Here is a 19,034-nt window from a genome sequence, read left to right as displayed (position 1 = left end):
TCCCTCCTTAGCGACGACCGCCACCAGCACCACGAGGTGCAGGGCCGTCCTGGAGTTCCTGTGCTTTACGGTCACGTGCCTGCGGATCGTGCTCCATGATCTCCCCTTTGAAGATCCAGACCTTGATCCCGATGATCCCGTAGGGGGTCATCGCTTCGGCATGTGCGTAATCGATGTCGGCGCGCAGCGTGTGCAGCGGCACACGACCTTCGCGGTACCATTCGGTCCGTGCGATTTCGGCACCACCCAGACGGCCAGCGACGTTCACCCGGATACCCAGGGCGCCCATGCGCATGGCGTTCTGTACGGCACGCTTCATCGCGCGGCGGAACGAAACACGGCGTTCCAGCTGCTGAGCGATTGACTCGGCAACCAGTTGACCGTCAAGTTCGGGCTTGCGCACTTCGACGATGTTCAGGTGCAGTTCGCTGTCGGTCATCGCAGCCAGCTTCTTGCGCAGGACTTCGATGTCCGCACCTTTCTTGCCGATGATGACACCAGGACGTGCGGTGTGGATCGTAACGCGGCACTTCTTGTGCGGACGTTCGATGATCACACGGGCAACACCGGCCTGCTTGCACTCTTTCTGAATGAACTCACGGATCTTGAGGTCTTCCAGAAGAAGATCACCGTAGTCCTTGGTATCTGCGTACCAGCGGCTGTCCCAGGTGCGGTTGACCTGAAGGCGCATGCCGATCGGATTGACTTTATGTCCCATTAGGCTTGCTCCTCAACTTGACGCACCTTGATGGTGATCTCCGAGAACGGCTTCATGATCTTGCCGAAACGGCCACGGGCACGCGGGCGACCGCGCTTCATGACCAGGTTCTTGCCAACCCAGGCTTCGGCGACGATCAGCTCGTCAACGTCCAGGTTGTGGTTGTTTTCGGCATTCGCGATTGCGGACTGCAGGCACTTCTTGACGTCCTGCGCGACACGCTTGTTCGAGAAAGTCAGGTCGGTCAGGGCCTTCTCGACTTTCTTGCCGCGGATCATAGCTGCTACCAGGTTCAGTTTCTGCGGGCTGGTGCGAAGCATGCGCGTTTTCGCCATTGCTTCGTTTTCAGCCACGCGGCGGGGGTTCTTTTCCTTGCCCATGACTTACTTCCGCTTCGCTTTTTTGTCTGCGGCGTGGCCATAATAGGTCCGTGTCGGCGAATATTCACCGAACTTCTGACCGATCATGTCTTCCGAGACGTTTACCGGGATATGCTTCTGGCCGTTGTACACACCAAAGGTCAGACCCACGAACTGGGGCAGGATGGTGGAACGACGCGACCAGATCTTGATGACTTCGTTGCGGCCCGACTCGCGCGCTGCTTCGGCTTTTTTCAGCACGTAAGCATCGACGAAAGGACCCTTCCAAACAGAGCGAGACATGGATTAACGTCCCTTCTTCTTGGCGTGCCGCGAGCGGATGATCAGCTTCTGGGACGCTTTGTTCTTGTTGCGGGTACGCTTACCCTTGGTGTCCTTACCCCACGGCGTAACCGGCGTACGGCCACCCGAGGTACGACCCTCACCACCACCATGCGGGTGATCGATCGGGTTCATAGCAACACCACGAACCGACGGACGCACGCCCTTGTGGCGCATACGACCGGCTTTACCAAGGTTCTGGTTGCTGTTGTCGGGGTTGGACACGGCACCGATGGTGGCCATGCATTCCTGACGGACCATGCGCAGCTCGCCCGAGCTCAGACGGATCTGAGCGTAACCGCCATCGCGGCCCACGAATTGCGCGTAAGTACCGGCCGCACGTGCGATCTGACCGCCTTTGCCAGGCTTCATCTCGATGTTGTGAACGATGGTACCGATGGGCATGCCCGAGAACGGCATTGCGTTGCCCGGCTTGATATCGGCCTTTGCCGACGCGATGACCTTGTCACCAACAGCCAGACGCTGCGGAGCCAGGATATACGCCTGCTCGCCGTCTTCGTATTTTACCAGTGCGATGAACGCGGTCCGGTTCGGGTCATATTCGATCCGCTCGACGGTTGCCGCGACATCAAATTTGTTCCGTTTGAAGTCAACGATCCGGTAGAGACGCTTTGCGCCACCGCCGCGGCGGCGTGAAGTGATCCGTCCGGTGTTGTTCCGGCCGCCCGATTTGGTCAAACCCTCTGTAAGAGACTTGACCGGACGTCCTTTCCAAAGCTCCGAACGGTCGATCAGCACCAGCCCGCGCTGGCCCGGCGTCGTCGGCTTGTACGACTTGAGTGCCATGCTTTCTGTCTTCCGTTTAGCAAGTGCAGGGGAGGTCCCCCGCTATGTGATAGGCCCCCGTAGGTGCCAAAGGTATAGGGCCCCGAAGGTCCCCGGTTGCAAAATATCTAAGGCCCCGGAACGAATCCGAGGCCGCAAGATTGGGAGCGTTTAGCAGTGTTGGCGGTGGGTGGCAAGGGGGGGGTAGAGTGAATCTAAACGGCAACATTGCAAAGAATTCACAAAATAGTTGTTCAACTATTCTCGCTTGTCACTTTAGTCTATTGTTGGTAGATGCCCGCCATCTTAACTACAGAACGTCATTGGCGTTGCAGCGCCTTACGACGGATAACTCCGGCAATGGGATACTACGTATTCCCAGCGCCCATTCCGAAACCGGGTATACGCGCGAACGCGCACCGGTTTCGGCCAACTACATGTCGTCATAGAGTTTCTCCTTAGTCACGACTGCAGATTTAAGTCTGCGCTCGTGAAAACCCCTCTTAAGTCTTCACCTTAGAAGCCGGAGAGGAATAGAGATGACGACGGGCATCCAAAGACCAACCAACATATTTCGGGGTGTGGCGTCAAGCGACAATCTGCCCCTACGTTTGCCATGGTAAGCTATTGTTAACAGCTAAATTCAATATTACGTACCCAGCAGATGAGTCACATCATTTTTTTCTTTGAATATGCGCCATGCCATGTAATCGTGGCGACATAGGGAGATAACAAATGAATATTCCGGACCAAGTGCTCAAGCGGCTAGAAGCCGCTGTCACTGAAGCGTTCCCCGAAGAATTAGTGACAGAGATAAAAATCGAAGATGTAACCATTGATGCAGAAGCCCGTGAAATCAGGATCATTCTGATCGTGAACACCACTGTAGACCCTACTGCTTTCGCAGAAGGTTACTTTGGTTTAACTGGCAAAGTGCGCCGCTCACTCGCCGAAAAAGGCGACAAGTGGAGCAAATTTTTTCCGATCATTACCCCCTCTATTGGACACGAGGTACATGCCTGACGAACAGTTGGCTGAAGACTTAGTCGCTACGGCCAAGAAGTTGCTTAACGCAGAAAACGCAGACGTTACCCAAACTGATCTAAGGCGAGCGATTAGCACCGCATATTTCGCAGTCTTTCACGCACTTGCAAGAGTTTCCGCTCACAGTTTAGTTGGCGAGGACAGAGAAGAACGTCCAAACCGCGCATGGGTAGAGGTCTATCGTGGCCTTTCACACGGTTCATGCAAGAACGCTTGCGCAAAAGCTAGTTCTATTAATTTCCCTGATGAGATTAAGGGATTTGCTAACATTTTTGTTCAGCTTCAAGACGCACGAAAACGTGTCGACTATGACCCGATGTGTCGACCTACTGCCGCCGAAGCTCTACAATGGGTGACGATTGCAGAGGTCAGCATCAGAAAACTCTGCGAAGCTGAAACAAAAAGCAAAATCGCATTTGCTACATGGGTATTGATCACGAGCCCCGGAGCCGACTTGGCGCGAAATGCCGTCAAATTCAGCGTTGGACCACAGTTGGGCGCGCCATCCTAACAAAAAACCCCCGCTTTCGCGGGGGCCTTTATCTCTCTCCAAAGACGGATTCGATTAGAGACCGGTGGACACGTCGATGGTGTTGCCCTCTTCCAGGGTCACATAAAATTTCTTGACGTCTTTCCGACGGCGCAGTTAACCACAGACCTACCCCTCACCCGTAAAGCGCGCGGGCCTCGGCGAAGGACAGCAGTCGGCGGCTTTGCTCATCCCACAGGTGCAGGCGCGCGTTGGCGAGGCTTTCGCGGATGGTCATCCGATTGCTGTTGGCCAGTTCATCATGGTCGCGCAGCACTTCGGTCAAGCGATAGAACGGAATGCGGCTGTACAGGTGATGCACGTGGTGGATACCGATATTGGCGGTGAACCACTGCAACACGGACGGCAATATATAATGAGAGCTTCCGTGCAGCGCCGCTTCGTGCAACTGCCAGTCTTCATCGGCGTCCCAATGCGTGTCCTCGAACTGGTGTTGCACATAGAACAGCCATACCCCGGCGGTGGCGGCAATCAGGGTCGAGGGCAGGAAGATCAGTACCATCGGCATCAGCCCGCCAAAATAGTAGATGGCCACAAGCGCAACCAGAATGGCAAGATTGGTGGCCATCGCGCTGACCCAGAACCGGACGCTGTCGGTCAGGCCCAGTGGAAGGCGGTTCTGAAACAGGAACAGATAACCGGGGCCAAAGACAAAAAGGGTGATCGGGTTTCGATACACACGATACCAGAACCGGTTCATCGGGGTTTTCGCCTGATATTCGGCCACGGTCAGGGTGTGGATATCGCCCATCCCGCGCTTGCCCAGATTGCCGGAACTGTTGTGATGTGTGGAATGCGTGCGGCGCCAGACATCATAAGGTGTCAGCGTCAGAACTCCGATCGCGCGTCCAACCCAGTCGCTGACCGTGCGGTTCTTGAAGAACGCGCCGTGCCCGCAATCGTGCTGGATGGCAAACAGGCGCAACAGAAAGGCCGCGTTGAGAACGGAAATCGCAAAAGCAAGCCAATAGCTGACCGACAGCGACATCCAGGACAAAGCCCAGAGCGCGAAGAAGGGGATGATACTGACGCCCAGCTCAAACGCGCTGCGCAGCTGGTCGGGTTCGCGATATTTGGCAAGCGTTGTGACCCAGTCACGTGCAGCGGTAGTCTCCGGCTGTTTCCGGGTCGAGAGAGTGGTTTCAGTCATGCGCCTGCCAAGTTCTTGTTTGTGGCAATCCGGATAGACTACCGCCCGGTCATGGCAAGCGATAATTGCCAAAATCGCCATATTTCGTGCTCGATTTTCGGTCAGACCCCGGTGAAGGTGTCCTTTTGGGTTCACCCGCGGGGCCGGTCCCGGGGCTTTTGCCGGTCAGGCCGAGCGGCTGGCGATCTACAGTCTTGCCAAGCCCTGCCATCGGGCCTATACGCCTGCGGTGGCTTTTCGGCCGCGAGAATCAAAACCAAGAAATGCCGTGTTTGGCCCATCACGCTTCGGGGGTCATATCCGGCTTAGGAGAAGCGAAATGAAACTGAACGAATTGCGCGACAATCCTGGCGCCGCACCGAAACGCACCCGCGTTGGCCGTGGTCCGGGTTCCGGCAAAGGTAAAATGGGTGGCCGTGGTATCAAAGGCCAGAAATCCCGCTCGGGTGTGGCCATCAACGGCTATGAAGGCGGTCAAATGCCCTTGTACCAGCGTCTGCCCAAGCGTGGCTTCAACAAGCCCAACCGCAAGGCATTCGCCGTCATCAACCTGGGCCTGATCCAGAAATTCGTCGAAGCCGGCAAGCTGGACGCCAACGCTGCGATCACCGAAGACGCTCTGGTTGCGTCCGGTCTGGTCCGCCGCAAGCTGGATGGTATTCGCGTTCTGGCCAAAGGCGAGATCAGCGCCAAGGTTGATCTGGAAGTGACCGGTGCGTCGAAAGCTGCTGTCGAGGCAGTTGAAAAAGCGGGCGGTTCACTGAAAGTCACAAAAGCCGCTGCGGCAGAGTAAGCGCTTGTGAGCGGGCAAAGACCCGCTTACATAGACTTCAGAGTTTTCCAAGACGCCGTCCGAGCCGGAAAACGGTTCCGGGCGGCGTTTGCATAAGAGAGACCGACTTTATGGTATCAGCAGCAGAACAAATGGCAGCCAACACAAGCTGGGCTGCCCTTGGCAAGGCCACCGATCTGCGCAACCGCATCCTGTTCACGCTGGGTTTGCTGATCGTCTATCGTCTGGGCACCTTCATTCCGGTGCCGGGGATCGACGGAGCAGCCTTGCGCGAGTTCATGGAACAGGCGGGGCAGGGCATCGGCGGCATGGTTTCGATGTTTACGGGCGGGGCGCTTGGCCGAATGGGCATCTTTGCCCTTGGCATCATGCCCTATATCTCGGCCTCGATCATCGTACAGCTGCTGACATCGATGGTTCCCGCGCTCGAACAGCTCAAGAAAGAGGGCGAGCAGGGCCGCAAGAAGATCAACCAATACACCCGTTTCGGCACCGTGGCACTGGCCACCGTGCAGGCCTACGGTCTGGCTGTGTCGCTGGAATCGGGCGATCTGGCGACCGATCCGGGCCTGTTCTTCCGCATGTCGACCATGATCACGCTGGTCGGCGGCACCATGTTCCTGATGTGGCTGGGTGAGCAGATCACCGCGCGCGGCATCGGCAACGGTATTTCTCTGATCATTTTCGTCGGCATCATCGCCGAGGTTCCCGCCGCCCTGGCGCAGTTCTTCGCGTCGGGCCGTTCGGGCGCAATCAGCCCCGCCGTGATTGTTGGCGTGATCGTGATGGTGATTGCCGTCATCATGTTCGTGGTCTTCATGGAACGGGCGCTGCGAAAGATCCATATCCAGTACCCACGCCGTCAGGCCGGGATGAAAATCTACGAAGGCGGCTCCAGCCACCTGCCGGTCAAGGTCAACCCCGCGGGCGTGATACCGGCGATCTTTGCCAGCTCGCTGCTGCTGCTGCCGGTGACGATCTCGACCTTCTCGTCGGGCGCTGCAAACGGGCCGGTCATGTCGTGGCTGCTGGCCAATTTCGGCCCCGGACAGCCGCTGTATCTGCTGTTCTTCGCGTCGATGATCGTGTTCTTTGCGTATTTCTACACGTTCAACGTGTCGTTCAAGCCGGATGATGTGGCGGACAACCTGAAAAAGCAGAACGGGTTCGTGCCCGGTATCCGCCCCGGCAAGAAAACCGCCGAGTATCTGGAATACGTGGTCAACCGCGTACTGGTGCTGGGGTCGGCCTATCTGGCTGCCGTCTGTCTGCTGCCTGAAATCCTGCGGGGCCAATTTGCCATCCCGTTCTATTTCGGTGGCACCTCGGTTCTGATTATCGTCTCCGTGACCATGGACACGATCCAGCAGGTTCAGAGCCATCTTCTGGCGCATCAATACGAAGGGCTTATCGAAAAGTCTCAACTGCGCGGCAAAAGCAAGAAACGCGGCAGGAAGGGACCCTCTCGTCGATGAATATCATTCTGTTGGGCCCCCCGGGGGCAGGGAAAGGAACGCAGGCGCGTCATCTGGTTGAAACACGCGGCATGGTGCAGCTCAGCACGGGCGACATGCTGCGCGAAGCCAAAACCTCGGGCACGGAGATGGGCCGGAAGGTTGCGGCGATCATGGATGCGGGCAAGCTGGTCACCGATGAAATCGTGATCGGCCTGATCGAAGAGAAACTGACCACCGAAACAGGCGCCGGTTTCATCTTTGACGGCTTTCCCCGAACGCTGGCGCAGGCCGATGCGCTGGCCGCTCTGCTGACCAAGCTGGGCCAGTCGCTGCACACCGTGATCGAGATGCGCGTTGATGACGACGCGCTGGTGGGCCGGATCACCGCACGCTCAACCTGCGGCGGATGTGGTGAAGTCTATAACGACAACACCAAGCCGATCCCGGCGGATGGCAAATGCACCAATTGCGGCAAGGAAAATGACTTCCAGCGCCGCGCCGATGACAACGAAGACAGCCTGCGCACGCGCCTGATGGAATACTACAAGAAGACGTCTCCGCTGATTGGCTATTACTACGCCAAGGGCGATCTGCGCCCCGTGAACGGGCTGGCGGATATCAAGGAAGTGACGGCCTCGATCGAGGCGATACTGGGTTGACCGAAAGTTGGGGCTTGACGGCCCCACCAAAAGCCCATATCGACCCCCATCCCTAAAGGGAATCAAGACCGCATGCGGGATTCGTCCCAAATGCCCCGACCACCTCGAATAATACTGGACCCTCTGGCGTCACTGCCACGGTAAAGTGTTGTGAAAAAAGGTTCCGGAGTTACGGAACCGCAACAAAAAGGAAAGTGACACGTGGCACGTATTGCCGGCGTAAACATCCCGACTGCAAAGCGGGTTCCAATCGCCCTCACATATATCACCGGTATCGGCAACACCTCGGCCAACGCGATCTGCGAAGCCGTGGGCATTGAAGCGCACCGCCGCGTCAATGAACTGTCGGATGCCGAAGTTCTGGCCATCCGCGAACATATCGACGCCAACTACACCGTCGAAGGTGACCTGCGTCGCGAAGTTCAGATGAACGTCAAGCGTCTGATGGACCTGGGCTGCTATCGCGGTCTGCGTCACCGCCGCAACCTGCCGGTTCGCGGTCAGCGTACCCACACCAACGCTCGTACTCGCAAAGGCCCCGCAAAGGCCATTGCCGGTAAGAAGAAATAAGGGAGGGTCTGACCGATGGCACGCGATAAGACTCGCATCAAGCGCAAAGAGCGCAAGAACATCGCATCGGGCGTTGCCCATGTGAACTCGACCTTCAACAACACCAAGATCCTGATCTCGGACGTACAGGGCAACGCCATCTCGTGGTCGTCTGCCGGTACCATGGGCTTCAAGGGATCGCGGAAATCTACTCCGTATGCCGCGCAGATGGCTGCGGAAGACGCAGGCAAGAAAGCGCAGGAACATGGCGTCAAGACGCTGGAAGTCGAAGTTCAGGGCCCCGGTTCGGGTCGTGAATCGGCTCTGCGCGCACTGGCTGCCGTGGGCTTCAACATCACGTCGATCCGCGACGTGACCCCGATTGCTCACAACGGCTGCCGTCCGCCGAAGCGTCGTCGCGTCTAAGCGATCTGGAATTAAGCTGGGGCTGTGTTTTTGCACGGCCCCAGCACGTCATTTTGAACCTCGGGCGTCTGCACCTTGTTGGTCATGGGGCGCGGGCAGGAATGGAGGGATTACATGATCCACAAGAATTGGGCAGAATTGATCAAGCCGACCCAGCTGGAAGCCAAGCCGGGCAACGACCCTGCGCGTCAGGCGACCCTGGTTGCCGAACCGCTGGAACGTGGTTTTGGTCTGACCCTGGGCAACGCCCTGCGTCGCGTTTTGATGAGCTCGCTGCAAGGCGCGGCCATCACCAGCGTCCAGATCGACAACGTCCTGCACGAGTTCTCGAGCGTGGCGGGTGTGCGTGAAGATGTCACCGACATCATCCTGAACCTCAAGCAGGTTTCCCTGCGCATGGAAGTCGAAGGCCCCAAGCGCCTGTCGATCAATGCCAAAGGCCCGGCAATCGTTACGGCTGGTGACATCAGCGAAAGCGCAGGCATCGAGGTTCTGAACCGCGATCACGTCATCTGTCACCTGGACGACGGCGCCGACCTGTTCATGGAGCTGACCGTCAACACCGGCAAGGGTTACGTTTCGGCTGAAAAGAACAAGCCGGAAGATGCGCCCATCGGCCTGATCCCGATCGACGCGATCTATTCGCCGGTCAAGAAAGTCGCCTATGACGTGCAGCCGACCCGCGAAGGTCAGGTTCTGGACTATGACAAGCTGACCCTGAAGATCGACACCGACGGTTCGATCACCCCCGATGACGCACTGGCCTATGCCGCGCGCATCCTGCAGGATCAGCTGTCGATCTTCGTCAACTTCGACGAGCCGGAATCGGCAAACCGTCAGGACGAAGACGATGGTCTGGAGTTCAACCCGCTGCTGCTCAAGAAAGTGGACGAGCTGGAACTGTCGGTCCGTTCGGCAAACTGCCTGAAGAACGACAACATCGTCTATATCGGCGACCTGATCCAGAAGACCGAAGCCGAGATGCTGCGCACCCCGAACTTCGGCCGCAAGTCGCTGAACGAGATCAAGGAAGTGCTGTCCGGCATGGGTCTGCACCTCGGCATGGATGTCGAGGACTGGCCGCCCGACAACATCGAAGATCTGGCAAAGAAATTCGAAGACGCGTTCTAAGCATCTTCGGCTGCGGCGGCGGGGCCAACCTGCCGTCGCAGGTTTTGTACATTTCGGACCAATGGGGTCTGAAAGCCGGTACAAAACGTACAATCCGGGCAATCCCGCCCCAAGGTGAGCCTCTGACACGCATCGGAGGCCGGACAAAGCAAAACGCGAAAGAAGGAATTGAAAAATGCGTCACGCACGTGGTTACCGCCGCCTGAACCGTACTCATGAGCACCGCAAGGCTCTGTTTGCAAACATGGCTGGCTCGCTCATCGAACATGAGCAGATCAAGACAACTCTGCCCAAAGCAAAAGAACTGCGCCCGATCATCGAAAAACTGATCACCCTGGGCAAGCGCGGCGACCTGCACGCCCGCCGTCAGGCCGCAGCTCAGCTGAAAGAAGACAAAGACGTCGCCAAGCTGTTCGAAGTTCTGGGCCCCCGCTATGCCGAGCGTCAGGGCGGTTACGTCCGCATCCTGAAAGCCGGCTTCCGCTATGGTGACATGGCTCCGATGGCGATCATCGAATTCGTCGATCGCGACATCGATGCCAAAGGCGCCGCGGACAAAGCCCGCGCTGCCGCCGAAGAGGCCGCAGCCGAAGAATAAGCACGACGGTCATCGACCTGATGCGCCTGCCCGAGCAATCGGGCGGGCTTTTTTGTGCCTCAGCTAACCAATTGCCTTCATTCGATTTGCGCCATAAGTTCAGGCTGTTATGGCAAGTGAACCCGCAGCAGGATACTCAGGCAAACCGCTCTGGTCGAAACTGGGTTTCAAACCCGGATATGCGGTCCGTACGCTCAACGCTCCTGCCCATTATCCCAACCTGACTGCAGGCGCCGACGGTGTTCTGTTCGACCCTGCAGCCGATCCTGCGGATGCGGTTCACATGTTCCTGAACCATCCGGACCAGATCGCCGAATTGGCCGCTGAGCAAATCGCCCACATACGGAGCGGAGGAATGCTGTGGGTCTCCTGGGCCAAGAAATCTTCGCCCCTGCACGCAGGTGTGACCGAGGATATGCTGCGCAGTGAAATCCTGCCGCTGGGCTGGGTCGACGTAAAGGTTTGCGCGATTGACGCCGATTGGTCCGGGCTCAAGTTCCTGCGCCGCCGAAGCTGAGCGCGCGGCTTGCATTTATTGCCTTTGCCCCGCATATCCCAAAGATAATCAAATCCGGAGCCCCCATGATCCGCGCATCCTTTATCTCTCTTATGCTTGTCATGGCCCTGCCAGCATTTGCCGAAACCCGCGTCCCGCAATCGCAGTCCGAAATCTCTCTGGGCTTTGCTCCGGTGGTCAAAAAGGCCTCGCCTGCGGTGGTGAATATCTACGCCAAGATCGTGCGGCAGGGGCGGGCCAGCCCGTTTTACTCGGACCCGTTCTTTCGGGATTTCTTTGGCGGCAGCCTGGGAACGCCGCAGCCGCGGGTTCAGAACTCGCTGGGTTCCGGGGTCATCCTGTCTGAAGATGGCTACGTTGTGTCCAACTACCATGTTGTAGGCTCGGCGACCGAAATCAGGGTCGTGACAACCGACCGGCGCGAGTTTTCTGCCACAGTCGTACTGGGGCACGAAGAAAGCGACATTGCGATTCTGCGTCTGGAAGAGGCGCAAGACCTGCCCTACCTGACCCTGCGCGATTCCGATCAGGTCGAGGTTGGCGAACTGGCCCTTGCCATCGGCAACCCGTTCGGGGTGGGGCAAACGGTGTCCTCTGGTATCATCTCGGGCTTGGCGCGCACAGGTACTGCGACAGGCAATGCACGCGGGTATTTCATTCAGACAGATGCAGCGATCAACCCGGGGAATTCCGGCGGTGCGCTGATTGATGTGAACGGGGACCTTATCGGGATCAACACCTCTATTCTAACACGCTCGGGCGGGTCGAATGGCATCGGTTTTGCCATCCCCGCAAATCTTGTGGCCGAGTTTCTGAAACAGGCCCAGCAGGGCAATGACAGTTTTATCAGCCCCTGGGCAGGCATGACCGGTCAACATATGAGCGCGGATATTGCTGAATCCCTTGGTCTTGCCATCCCGCTGGGTGTTGTCATCTCGGACCTTCATGACCTTAGCCCGCTGCGCGAGGCGGGGCTTAAGGTGGGGGACGTCGTGACCCATGTGGACGGGGACGAAGTGAACTCGCCTGCCGAGATGAAGTTTCGCATGTCCGTAGCGGGGGTGGGGGGGACATCGGTTCTGACACGGCTGCGCGGCACCCAGAGCGAAGAGGTTGAGGTGGCACTGATCAAAGCGCCGGAAACCCCCGCCGCTGAAAAGACGACATTGGATGAAGACACTGTCCTGCCGGGGCTGGTGGTGTCCCGCGTCAATCCTGCGGTGATCTCCGATATGGGCTTGCCACTGTCCCAGACAGGTGTCGTTGTTGTTGATCCCGGCCCCTATGGTGGACGCGCGGGTTTGCGATCGGGGGATATTCTTGAAAGCATCAATTCCAATGACATCGAACGTCCTGGGGATGTGGAGAATGCGCTGACAGATCCGGGTCGTCGTGTGCAGATGGGTCTTCTGCGCGGTGGCCGGTCAGTCTCATTGCGGTTCCGGCTGTAACCCGTGAGCGATCTGTTCGATACAGGGCCAACGGAACCCACCGCTGCGCCACACCGTCCCCTGGCGGACCGGTTGCGCCCGCAGTCACTGGCCGAGGTCATCGGTCAGGAACAGGTTCTTGGCCCGGATGCACCGCTGGGGGTCATGCTGGCGTCAGGCAGTCTGTCCAGCCTGATCTTCTGGGGGCCGCCCGGTGTCGGCAAGACGACGATCGCACGGTTGCTGGCGCAGGAAACCGATCTGCAATTCGTTCAGATCAGTGCGATTTTCACCGGTGTTCCGGATTTGAAGAAGGTTTTCGAAGCGGCCAAGATCAGGCGCCAGAACGGGCAGGGGACCTTGCTGTTCGTGGACGAGATACACCGCTTCAACAAGGCGCAACAGGACGGGTTTCTGCCGCATATGGAGGACGGCACGATCCTTCTGGTCGGGGCAACGACCGAGAACCCGTCCTTTGAGCTGAACGCCGCGGTTCTCAGCCGGTCGCAGGTTCTGGTGCTGGAACGGCTTGGCCTTTCCGATCTTGAACGCCTGACCCAGCGCGCCGAAAAAGAGCTGGACCGCGCGCTGCCGTTGACACCCGCAGCCCGCGATGCGTTGCAGGAAATGGCCGATGGTGACGGGCGGGCGTTGCTGAACCTGATCGAACAGGTCTCGGCCTGGAAGGTGGATGCGCCACTGGACACGGACGCGCTGTCGACGCGGCTGATGCGGCGGGCGGCGAAATATGACAAGTCGGGCGATGAACATTACAACCTGATTTCAGCCCTGCACAAATCGGTGCGCGGGTCCGACCCGGACGCGGCGCTGTACTGGTTTGCGCGAATGCTGACAGGGGGCGAAGACCCGCGCTATCTGGCGCGTCGGATCACACGGATGGCGGTCGAGGATATCGGTCTGGCCGACCCGCAGGCGCAGGCCATCTGCCTGCAATCCTGGGAAACGTATGAGCGGCTCGGCTCTCCCGAAGGTGAGCTGGCGCTGGCGCAGGCGCTGGTCTATCTGGCCCTGGCCCCGAAATCCAACGGTGCTTATGTCGGCTATAAGGCAGCGATGCGGCTGGCCAAGCAATCAGGCAGCGAGCCACCACCCAAACATATCCTGAATGCCCCCACATCACTGATGAAGGATCAGGGATATGGTGCTGGCTATGCGTATGACCATGACGCCGAAGACGGGTTTTCCGGTCAGAACTATTTTCCCGAAACGATGAAACGCCCGGTTTTGTATCAACCGGTCGAGCGCGGGTTCGAGCGTGAGCTGAAAAAGCGCCTCGATTACTTCGCCAAGCTTCGGACCCAGCGCAACAGCTAGGCTGGCTGGGAATGTATTGACCGCGCCGAGAAGTGGCGGGTGGCGCTGAGCCCCCACGAACGCCAAAGGTTCCTGTCTGATACCTTGACTCTTGCCGCGTTGCGCGCGAGAGACCCCCATGATTTCTGGGACACGGACAAAGACGCAATCCGGGCGGATCACCCGCGCGGCGCAAGGGGCAATGGCATGAGTGGCGTACAGATGATTACAGTCGCTGAAGGGGACGGCGATCAGCGTGTGGACCGCTGGTTGCGCCGCCTGTTCCCGCATGTCAGCCAGGGCCGCATCGAAAAGATGTGCCGCAAGGGAGAACTGCGTGTGGATGGCAGCCGGGCCAAGGCCTCGACCCGATTGGAGGTCGGGCAGGTGGTTCGTGTGCCGCCATTGCCGGGGCCTGATCACAAACCGGTTGAGGTCAAGCATCGTATCTCGGATGCGGATGCCAAGATGATCCAGTCCTGCGTGATCTACAGTGATGATCACATTCTGGCCCTGAACAAGCCGCAGGGCCTGCCGGTACAGGGCGGCAGCGGGCAGACCCGGCATGTCGACAGCCTGTCCGAGGCGTTGCGGTTTGGGTATGACGAAAACCCGCGTCTGGTTCACCGCCTGGACAAGGATACGTCAGGTGTTCTGCTGCTGGCCCGCACGCGTGAAGCCGCGAAGGGGCTAACAGCCGCTTTCCGTCACCGCGATACACGCAAGATTTACTGGGCGCTGGTTGCAGGTGTTCCCACGCCATATCTGGGTGAAATCAAGACGGGTCTTGTGAAAGCAGCCGGTCATGGCGCCCACGGCGAGGGTGAAAAGATGATCCCCGTCCATATGAACGAGATCGACAGCACCCCCGGTGCGAAACGGGCACATACACATTATGCGACCCTCTACCGGGTGGCCGGGCGCGCCGCTTGGGTGGCGATGGAGCCAATCACGGGCCGCACCCACCAACTGCGCGCGCATATGGCAGCGATCGGGCATCCGATCATAGGCGACGGCAAATACGGTGGCTCGGGGCAGGAAAACCTGGGTGATGGCTGGGGCGCACAATTGGGTGGGATCATCAGCAAAAAGCTGCATCTGCACGCGCGGCGACTGTCATTCCTGCATCCGATCACGCGCAAACCTGTGACCGTGACAGCGCCCTTGCCAGAACATATGAAACACAGCTGGGACACCTTCGGCTGGACCGAGGATCTGGCCGCCGACGACCCGTTTGAGGCGCTGCAATGAGCGCACCCCTGCGGCTGGTTCTATTTGATGTCGATGGCACTCTGGTCGACAGTCAGGGCAGTATCGTTCACGCCATGACCACCAGCTTTCAGGCCGCGTCGGTACCTGTACCGACGCGAGAGGTGATCCTGTCCATTGTCGGGCTGTCCCTGCCACATGCCATCGCACGATTGGTGCCGGACCAACCTTCCTCGGTACAGAACGATCTCGTTGAAGGGTACAAGGAAGCTTATCACGCGCATCGCTTGGATTTGGGCGCTGCCAGCTCTCCGCTCTATCCCGGCGCGCGAGAGGCGATTGAAGCCTTGCACGCCGTACCCGAAGTGCTTCTTGGGGTGGCAACCGGCAAATCCAAGCGCGGACTTGATGCGTTGATCGAAGTGCATGGGCTTGAGCGCTACTTCGTCACCCGGCAGGTCGCCGACCACCATCCGTCGAAACCGCATCCTTCCATGGTGCAGGCCGCGTTGGCCGAGACCGGTGTCGAATCCGACTGCGCGGTGATGGTCGGCGATACAAGCTATGACATGGACATGGCTGCCGCTGCCGGGGTGCGCGGCATCGGCGTGGCATGGGGGTACCATGATCGGTCTGCTTTGACCTCGGCCTTCTGCGTGATTGAGACCTTTGACCAGTTGCCCACTGCGCTGGCCGGGATATGGAACTGAAACATGAGTGACTGGAAACCGAAACGCTTCTGGAAAGAAAGCCGGATTACCGAGGTCGACGGCGGGTTTACGGTTGAACTGGATGGCCGCCGCGTCAAGACCCCTGCCAAAGCGGCGTTGATCCTGCCGACCCGCGCCATGGCCGAAGCGGTTGCGTCAGAATGGGATGCCCAGCAGAAAGAGGTAGATCCGTCGACGATGCCATGCACCCGTTCGGCGAATGCGGCAATCGACAAGGTTCGGTCCCAGCACGGGGAAGTTGCCGATATGCTTGCGGATTACGGCGATTCTGATCTGCTGTGCTATCGAGCGACACATCCAACAGAGTTGCAGGAACGTCAAAGCGCCGAATGGGATCCGGCACTGGACTGGGCCGAGGCTGCGCTGTCTGCTCGCTTGCAGCCGGTTATAGGTGTGTTGCACAAGCCGCAATCTGCCGCTGCCCTGTCGGCGCTGCGTGCTCGCGTCCATGCGCTGGATGCGTTTCAACTGGCGGCGTTCCACGATCTGGTCAGCTTGTCAGGGTCATTGATTCTCGGGTTTGCGGCGGCCATGGATTGGCGCGAACCGGCCGAAATATGGCGCATTTCGAGGCTGGACGAAACCTGGCAGATCGAACAATGGGGTCACGATGACGAGGCCCATGCGGTTGCCGAAACGAAGAAAGCCGCATTTCTGCATGCTAAACGCTTCTTTGATATGTCGGTTTGATCCTTATTTTCCGATTTTTGGCCAAATGTTCAAATTGGTTGGGGTCTGATCCATCGTTTTCGATGATCCGACCCTTGACGTTTGTTTATGAATACGCCCAAACTCAGTGCCACTAAAGGGGAGACACCTTTGGAGTAACCTATCCGGCATCCACTTGCCGGGCAGAGCCGCCTCTGATGGGGCGGGAAATCAGGAAGAGGTAAAAATGAAAAAATCCGTAATCTTGGGCGCGGCAACGATTGCCGGTCTTGCTGCTGGCGCAGCCGTGGCAGGGACCGTTGACGACGTTAAAGCGCGCGGCAAGCTGAACTGTGGTGTGACCACCGGTCTGGTTGGCTTTGCTGCTCCTGACGCCAATGGCGAATGGCAGGGCTTTGACGTATCTCTGTGCCGTGCCGTTGCTGCTGCTGTTCTGGGCGATGCAAGCGCGGTAGAATTCGTTCCGACCACCGGTAAGACACGTTTTACCGCTCTGGCCTCGGGCGAGATCGACATGCTGGCGCGGAACACCACCTGGACCTTCAGCCGCGACGTCGACCTGAAGTTCGAATTCACCGGTGTGAACTACTATGACGGTCAGGGCTTTATGGTTCCCAAGGCACTGGGCGTAAGCTCGGCCAAGGAACTGGACGGCGCAACCGTTTGTATCCAGACCGGCACCACAACCGAGCTGAACCTGGCGGACTTCTTCCGTTCGAACAACATCAGCTACGAACCGGTTCCGATCGAAACCAACGCCGAAGCACAGCAGCAGTACCTGGCTGGCGCATGTGACGTTTACACCACCGACGCTTCGGGTCTGGCGGCAACCCGCGCCACATTCGAAAACCCCGGTGATCACATCCTGCTGCCTGAAATCATCTCGAAAGAGCCGCTGGGCCCGCTGGTCCGTCACGGCGACCACGAGTGGGGCGACGTTGTGCGCTGGACTCTGAACGCGCTGATCTCGGCTGAAGAACTGGGCGTAACCTCGGCCAATATCGATGAACTGGCCGCTGGCACCGAAAACCCCGAAATCAACCGCCTGCTGGGTACCGAAGGCACCCTGGGCGAGATGCTGGGTCTGAACGCTGACTGGGCAGCCAAGGCGATCAAAGCCGGCGGCAACTATGGCGAAGTGTTTGCCAAGAACATCGGTGAAGAAACCCCGATTGGTCTGGCACGCGGCCTGAACGCACAGTGGACCGAAGGCGGCCTGCTGTACTCGCCGCCGTTCCGCTAATATCGACGGAGAAGGGCGCAGGGCAACCTGCGCCCTTTTTCACCAAAACTTACGCGAACGGACGCAGAGCGGGGACAACCTCGCCACAAAAACAAAGTCCGCAAGCCACGGGGATTCCAAAATATGTCGACTATGACTGACCCGCCGAAAGCTGATTTTCGGCTGTCGATGCTCATAAACGATACCCGCTATCGCTCGATGACATTTCAGGTGATTGCGGCAATCGTTATTGCGCTTAGCATCTGGTATCTGGGCAACAACCTGATCCAGAACCTCAGGGCCGCTGGCCTTAACATTTCCTATTCATTCCTTGGCGATCCGTCTGGGTACGATATCAACCAACGCCTCATTGAATATGACAGCCAGGCCTCTCATGGGCGGGCGGCGATTGTGGGTATTCTCAATACGCTGCTGGTCGCCTTTCTGGCCTGCATAACCGCGACCATCTTTGGTGTTCTCGCGGGTGTTCTGCGCTTGTCCAACAACTGGCTAATCTCAAAGCTGATGGCGTTTTATGTCGAGATCTTCCGGAATATTCCGGTTCTGATCTGGATCCTTATCATCTTCTTCATCATCACCGCTACGATGCCCGCACCAAGGGCCTATTTGGGTGAAGATGCCGATCGTGGAATGGTGCTCGGACTCTTTGCCTTCACCAACCGGGGAATTTACGTACCGCTTCCCTACTTTACAGGTGGTTTTGGCGGCGTTGCGAACTGGTTGCTTGTAATTGCAGTATTGGTCGCGTCCTATTTCTCTACGCGGTTAGTGAAAAAAAACGCCCAGATCAAACAAGAGGAAACAGGCGTCAGACCGAACACCCTGCTGTTGAACGCTGCGATTTGGTTCTTGCCGGTTATCGTTGTTCTATTTTTGTTGGGACTGTCATGGGACCTGCCTGATCCTTTGGCCAACCGATTTAATCTGCGCGGGGGTCTTCAAATCGGTGCACCACTAATCGCATTGTGGTTCGCCCTGTCGATTTACACCGGTGCCTTCATTGCCGAAAACGTACGTGCGGGTATTCAAGCGATCAACAAAGGTCAGACCGAGGCTGCCGCGGCGCTGGGTCTTCGCCCTGGACGGATCATGAACCTCGTGGTCCTGCCGCAGGCGTTGCGGGTGATTATCCCGCCACTGATCTCGCAGTACCTGAACATCACCAAAAACTCGTCGCTGGCGATTGCCGTGGGCTATGCGGATATCACCGCAACGCTGGGTGGTATCACGCTTAACCAGACAGGTCGTGCAATCGAATGTGTTCTGCTGCTGATGCTGTTCTACCTGACAGCCTCGCTGCTGATTTCGATGGTGATGAACATCTACAACGCATCCGTCAAGTTGAAGGAGCGCTGAGCC

Annotated in this window: 22 protein-coding genes and 1 pseudogene; 17 read left to right on the top strand and 6 right to left on the bottom strand. The window is 58.1% G+C overall.

Going from position 1 to position 19,034, the window contains the following annotated elements; translation table 11 throughout:
• Positions 1 to 7: 7 nt before the first annotated feature.
• The 4 genes from rpsC to rplB are packed head-to-tail and all read right to left on the bottom strand — an operon-like array spanning position 8 to position 2,226.
• Positions 8 to 718 (bottom strand): 30S ribosomal protein S3, encoded by a 711-nt coding sequence (gene rpsC, locus ACR0AD_RS10960; protein ID WP_209505853.1) that lies wholly within the window; start codon positions 716 to 718, stop codon positions 8 to 10.
• Complete coding sequence (gene rplV, locus ACR0AD_RS10955; RefSeq protein WP_209505855.1) at positions 718 to 1,098, bottom strand: 50S ribosomal protein L22; 381 nt, start codon at positions 1,096 to 1,098, stop codon at positions 718 to 720. Before rplV ends, rpsC begins: the two co-directional genes overlap by 1 nt.
• Positions 1,099 to 1,101: 3 nt before the next feature.
• Entirely contained in the window at positions 1,102 to 1,380 is a 279-nt protein-coding gene (gene rpsS / locus ACR0AD_RS10950) for a 30S ribosomal protein S19 (RefSeq protein WP_005980699.1), read from the bottom strand.
• 3 nt (positions 1,381 to 1,383) lie between these two features.
• Entirely contained in the window at positions 1,384 to 2,226 is an 843-nt protein-coding gene (gene rplB, locus ACR0AD_RS10945; protein WP_170531634.1) for a 50S ribosomal protein L2, read from the bottom strand.
• Between the two features lie 714 nt (positions 2,227 to 2,940).
• On the opposite strand from rplB, the gene ACR0AD_RS10940 reads away from it, so the two are divergent.
• Both ACR0AD_RS10940 and ACR0AD_RS10935 read left to right on the top strand, forming a co-directional pair.
• Positions 2,941 to 3,228 (top strand): hypothetical protein, encoded by a 288-nt coding sequence (locus tag ACR0AD_RS10940; RefSeq protein WP_480487320.1) that lies wholly within the window; start codon positions 2,941 to 2,943, stop codon positions 3,226 to 3,228.
• Positions 3,221 to 3,760 carry a hypothetical protein gene (locus ACR0AD_RS10935; RefSeq protein ID WP_480487318.1) on the top strand — a complete coding sequence of 180 codons (540 nt, stop codon included), beginning with the start codon at positions 3,221 to 3,223 and terminating at the stop codon, positions 3,758 to 3,760. The genes ACR0AD_RS10940 and ACR0AD_RS10935 overlap by 8 nt, the downstream gene beginning before the upstream one ends.
• A 54-nt stretch (positions 3,761 to 3,814) precedes the next feature.
• Here ACR0AD_RS10935 and ACR0AD_RS10930 read toward each other — a convergent pair.
• Both ACR0AD_RS10930 and ACR0AD_RS10925 read right to left on the bottom strand, forming a co-directional pair.
• A pseudogene (locus tag ACR0AD_RS10930) lies at positions 3,815 to 3,895 on the bottom strand (50S ribosomal protein L23); the annotation flags it as partial.
• A gap of 19 nt (positions 3,896 to 3,914) precedes the next feature.
• Entirely contained in the window at positions 3,915 to 4,949 is a 1,035-nt protein-coding gene (locus ACR0AD_RS10925; RefSeq protein ID WP_480487316.1) for a fatty acid desaturase, read from the bottom strand.
• Between the two features lie 319 nt (positions 4,950 to 5,268).
• Here ACR0AD_RS10925 and rplO point away from each other — a divergent pair, with 319 nt between their 5' ends.
• The 15 genes from rplO (at position 5,269) to ACR0AD_RS10850 (ending at position 19,031) form a co-directional block, all read left to right on the top strand.
• Entirely contained in the window at positions 5,269 to 5,742 is a 474-nt protein-coding gene (gene rplO, locus ACR0AD_RS10920) for a 50S ribosomal protein L15 (RefSeq protein ID WP_480487315.1), read from the top strand.
• A 110-nt stretch (positions 5,743 to 5,852) separates the two neighbouring features.
• Complete coding sequence (secY, locus tag ACR0AD_RS10915; protein ID WP_209505860.1) at positions 5,853 to 7,217, top strand: preprotein translocase subunit SecY; 1,365 nt, start codon at positions 5,853 to 5,855, stop codon at positions 7,215 to 7,217.
• Positions 7,214 to 7,858: an adenylate kinase gene (locus tag ACR0AD_RS10910; RefSeq protein WP_209505861.1), complete on the top strand. Its 645-nt coding sequence runs from the start codon at positions 7,214 to 7,216 to the stop codon at positions 7,856 to 7,858. Before secY ends, ACR0AD_RS10910 begins: the two co-directional genes overlap by 4 nt.
• Positions 7,859 to 8,059: 201 nt before the next feature.
• The gene (gene rpsM / locus ACR0AD_RS10905) at positions 8,060 to 8,428 is read left to right on the top strand and encodes a 30S ribosomal protein S13 (protein WP_209505862.1); all 369 of its coding nucleotides are present in this window, start codon (positions 8,060 to 8,062) and stop codon (positions 8,426 to 8,428) included.
• Between the two features lie 15 nt (positions 8,429 to 8,443).
• Positions 8,444 to 8,833 carry a 30S ribosomal protein S11 gene (gene rpsK, locus ACR0AD_RS10900; protein ID WP_170462414.1) on the top strand — a complete coding sequence of 130 codons (390 nt, stop codon included), beginning with the start codon at positions 8,444 to 8,446 and terminating at the stop codon, positions 8,831 to 8,833.
• A gap of 114 nt (positions 8,834 to 8,947) precedes the next feature.
• A complete protein-coding gene (locus tag ACR0AD_RS10895; protein ID WP_480484769.1) occupies positions 8,948 to 9,964 on the top strand; it encodes a DNA-directed RNA polymerase subunit alpha in 1,017 nt (338 codons plus the stop codon).
• A gap of 175 nt (positions 9,965 to 10,139) precedes the next feature.
• Positions 10,140 to 10,562, top strand: coding sequence for a 50S ribosomal protein L17 (rplQ, locus tag ACR0AD_RS10890; RefSeq protein WP_480474043.1), 423 nt, complete (start codon positions 10,140 to 10,142; stop codon positions 10,560 to 10,562).
• A gap of 109 nt (positions 10,563 to 10,671) precedes the next feature.
• Positions 10,672 to 11,079: a hypothetical protein gene (locus ACR0AD_RS10885; RefSeq protein ID WP_480487313.1), complete on the top strand. Its 408-nt coding sequence runs from the start codon at positions 10,672 to 10,674 to the stop codon at positions 11,077 to 11,079.
• Between the two features lie 65 nt (positions 11,080 to 11,144).
• Positions 11,145 to 12,530, top strand: coding sequence for a trypsin-like peptidase domain-containing protein (locus tag ACR0AD_RS10880; protein ID WP_480484767.1), 1,386 nt, complete (start codon positions 11,145 to 11,147; stop codon positions 12,528 to 12,530).
• Between the two features lie 3 nt (positions 12,531 to 12,533).
• The gene (locus ACR0AD_RS10875) at positions 12,534 to 13,844 is read left to right on the top strand and encodes a replication-associated recombination protein A (protein ID WP_480484766.1); all 1,311 of its coding nucleotides are present in this window, start codon (positions 12,534 to 12,536) and stop codon (positions 13,842 to 13,844) included.
• Between the two features lie 186 nt (positions 13,845 to 14,030).
• A complete protein-coding gene (locus ACR0AD_RS10870; RefSeq protein ID WP_480487339.1) occupies positions 14,031 to 15,074 on the top strand; it encodes an RluA family pseudouridine synthase in 1,044 nt (347 codons plus the stop codon).
• Positions 15,071 to 15,742, top strand: coding sequence for an HAD-IA family hydrolase (locus tag ACR0AD_RS10865; protein WP_480487312.1), 672 nt, complete (start codon positions 15,071 to 15,073; stop codon positions 15,740 to 15,742). The genes ACR0AD_RS10870 and ACR0AD_RS10865 overlap by 4 nt, the downstream gene beginning before the upstream one ends.
• Positions 15,743 to 15,745: 3 nt before the next feature.
• Positions 15,746 to 16,453 carry an ATP12 family chaperone protein gene (locus ACR0AD_RS10860; protein WP_480484764.1) on the top strand — a complete coding sequence of 236 codons (708 nt, stop codon included), beginning with the start codon at positions 15,746 to 15,748 and terminating at the stop codon, positions 16,451 to 16,453.
• A gap of 205 nt (positions 16,454 to 16,658) precedes the next feature.
• Positions 16,659 to 17,675 (top strand): amino acid ABC transporter substrate-binding protein, encoded by a 1,017-nt coding sequence (locus tag ACR0AD_RS10855; RefSeq protein WP_480474036.1) that lies wholly within the window; start codon positions 16,659 to 16,661, stop codon positions 17,673 to 17,675.
• Between the two features lie 123 nt (positions 17,676 to 17,798).
• Complete coding sequence (locus tag ACR0AD_RS10850; RefSeq protein WP_480487310.1) at positions 17,799 to 19,031, top strand: amino acid ABC transporter permease; 1,233 nt, start codon at positions 17,799 to 17,801, stop codon at positions 19,029 to 19,031.
• Positions 19,032 to 19,034: the final 3 nt, after the last annotated feature.

Source organism: Ruegeria sp. BH8, from assembly GCF_056538065.1.
Note: the sequence above shows the minus strand (reverse complement) of the source record. Positions and strands in the feature narration are given on the sequence as shown.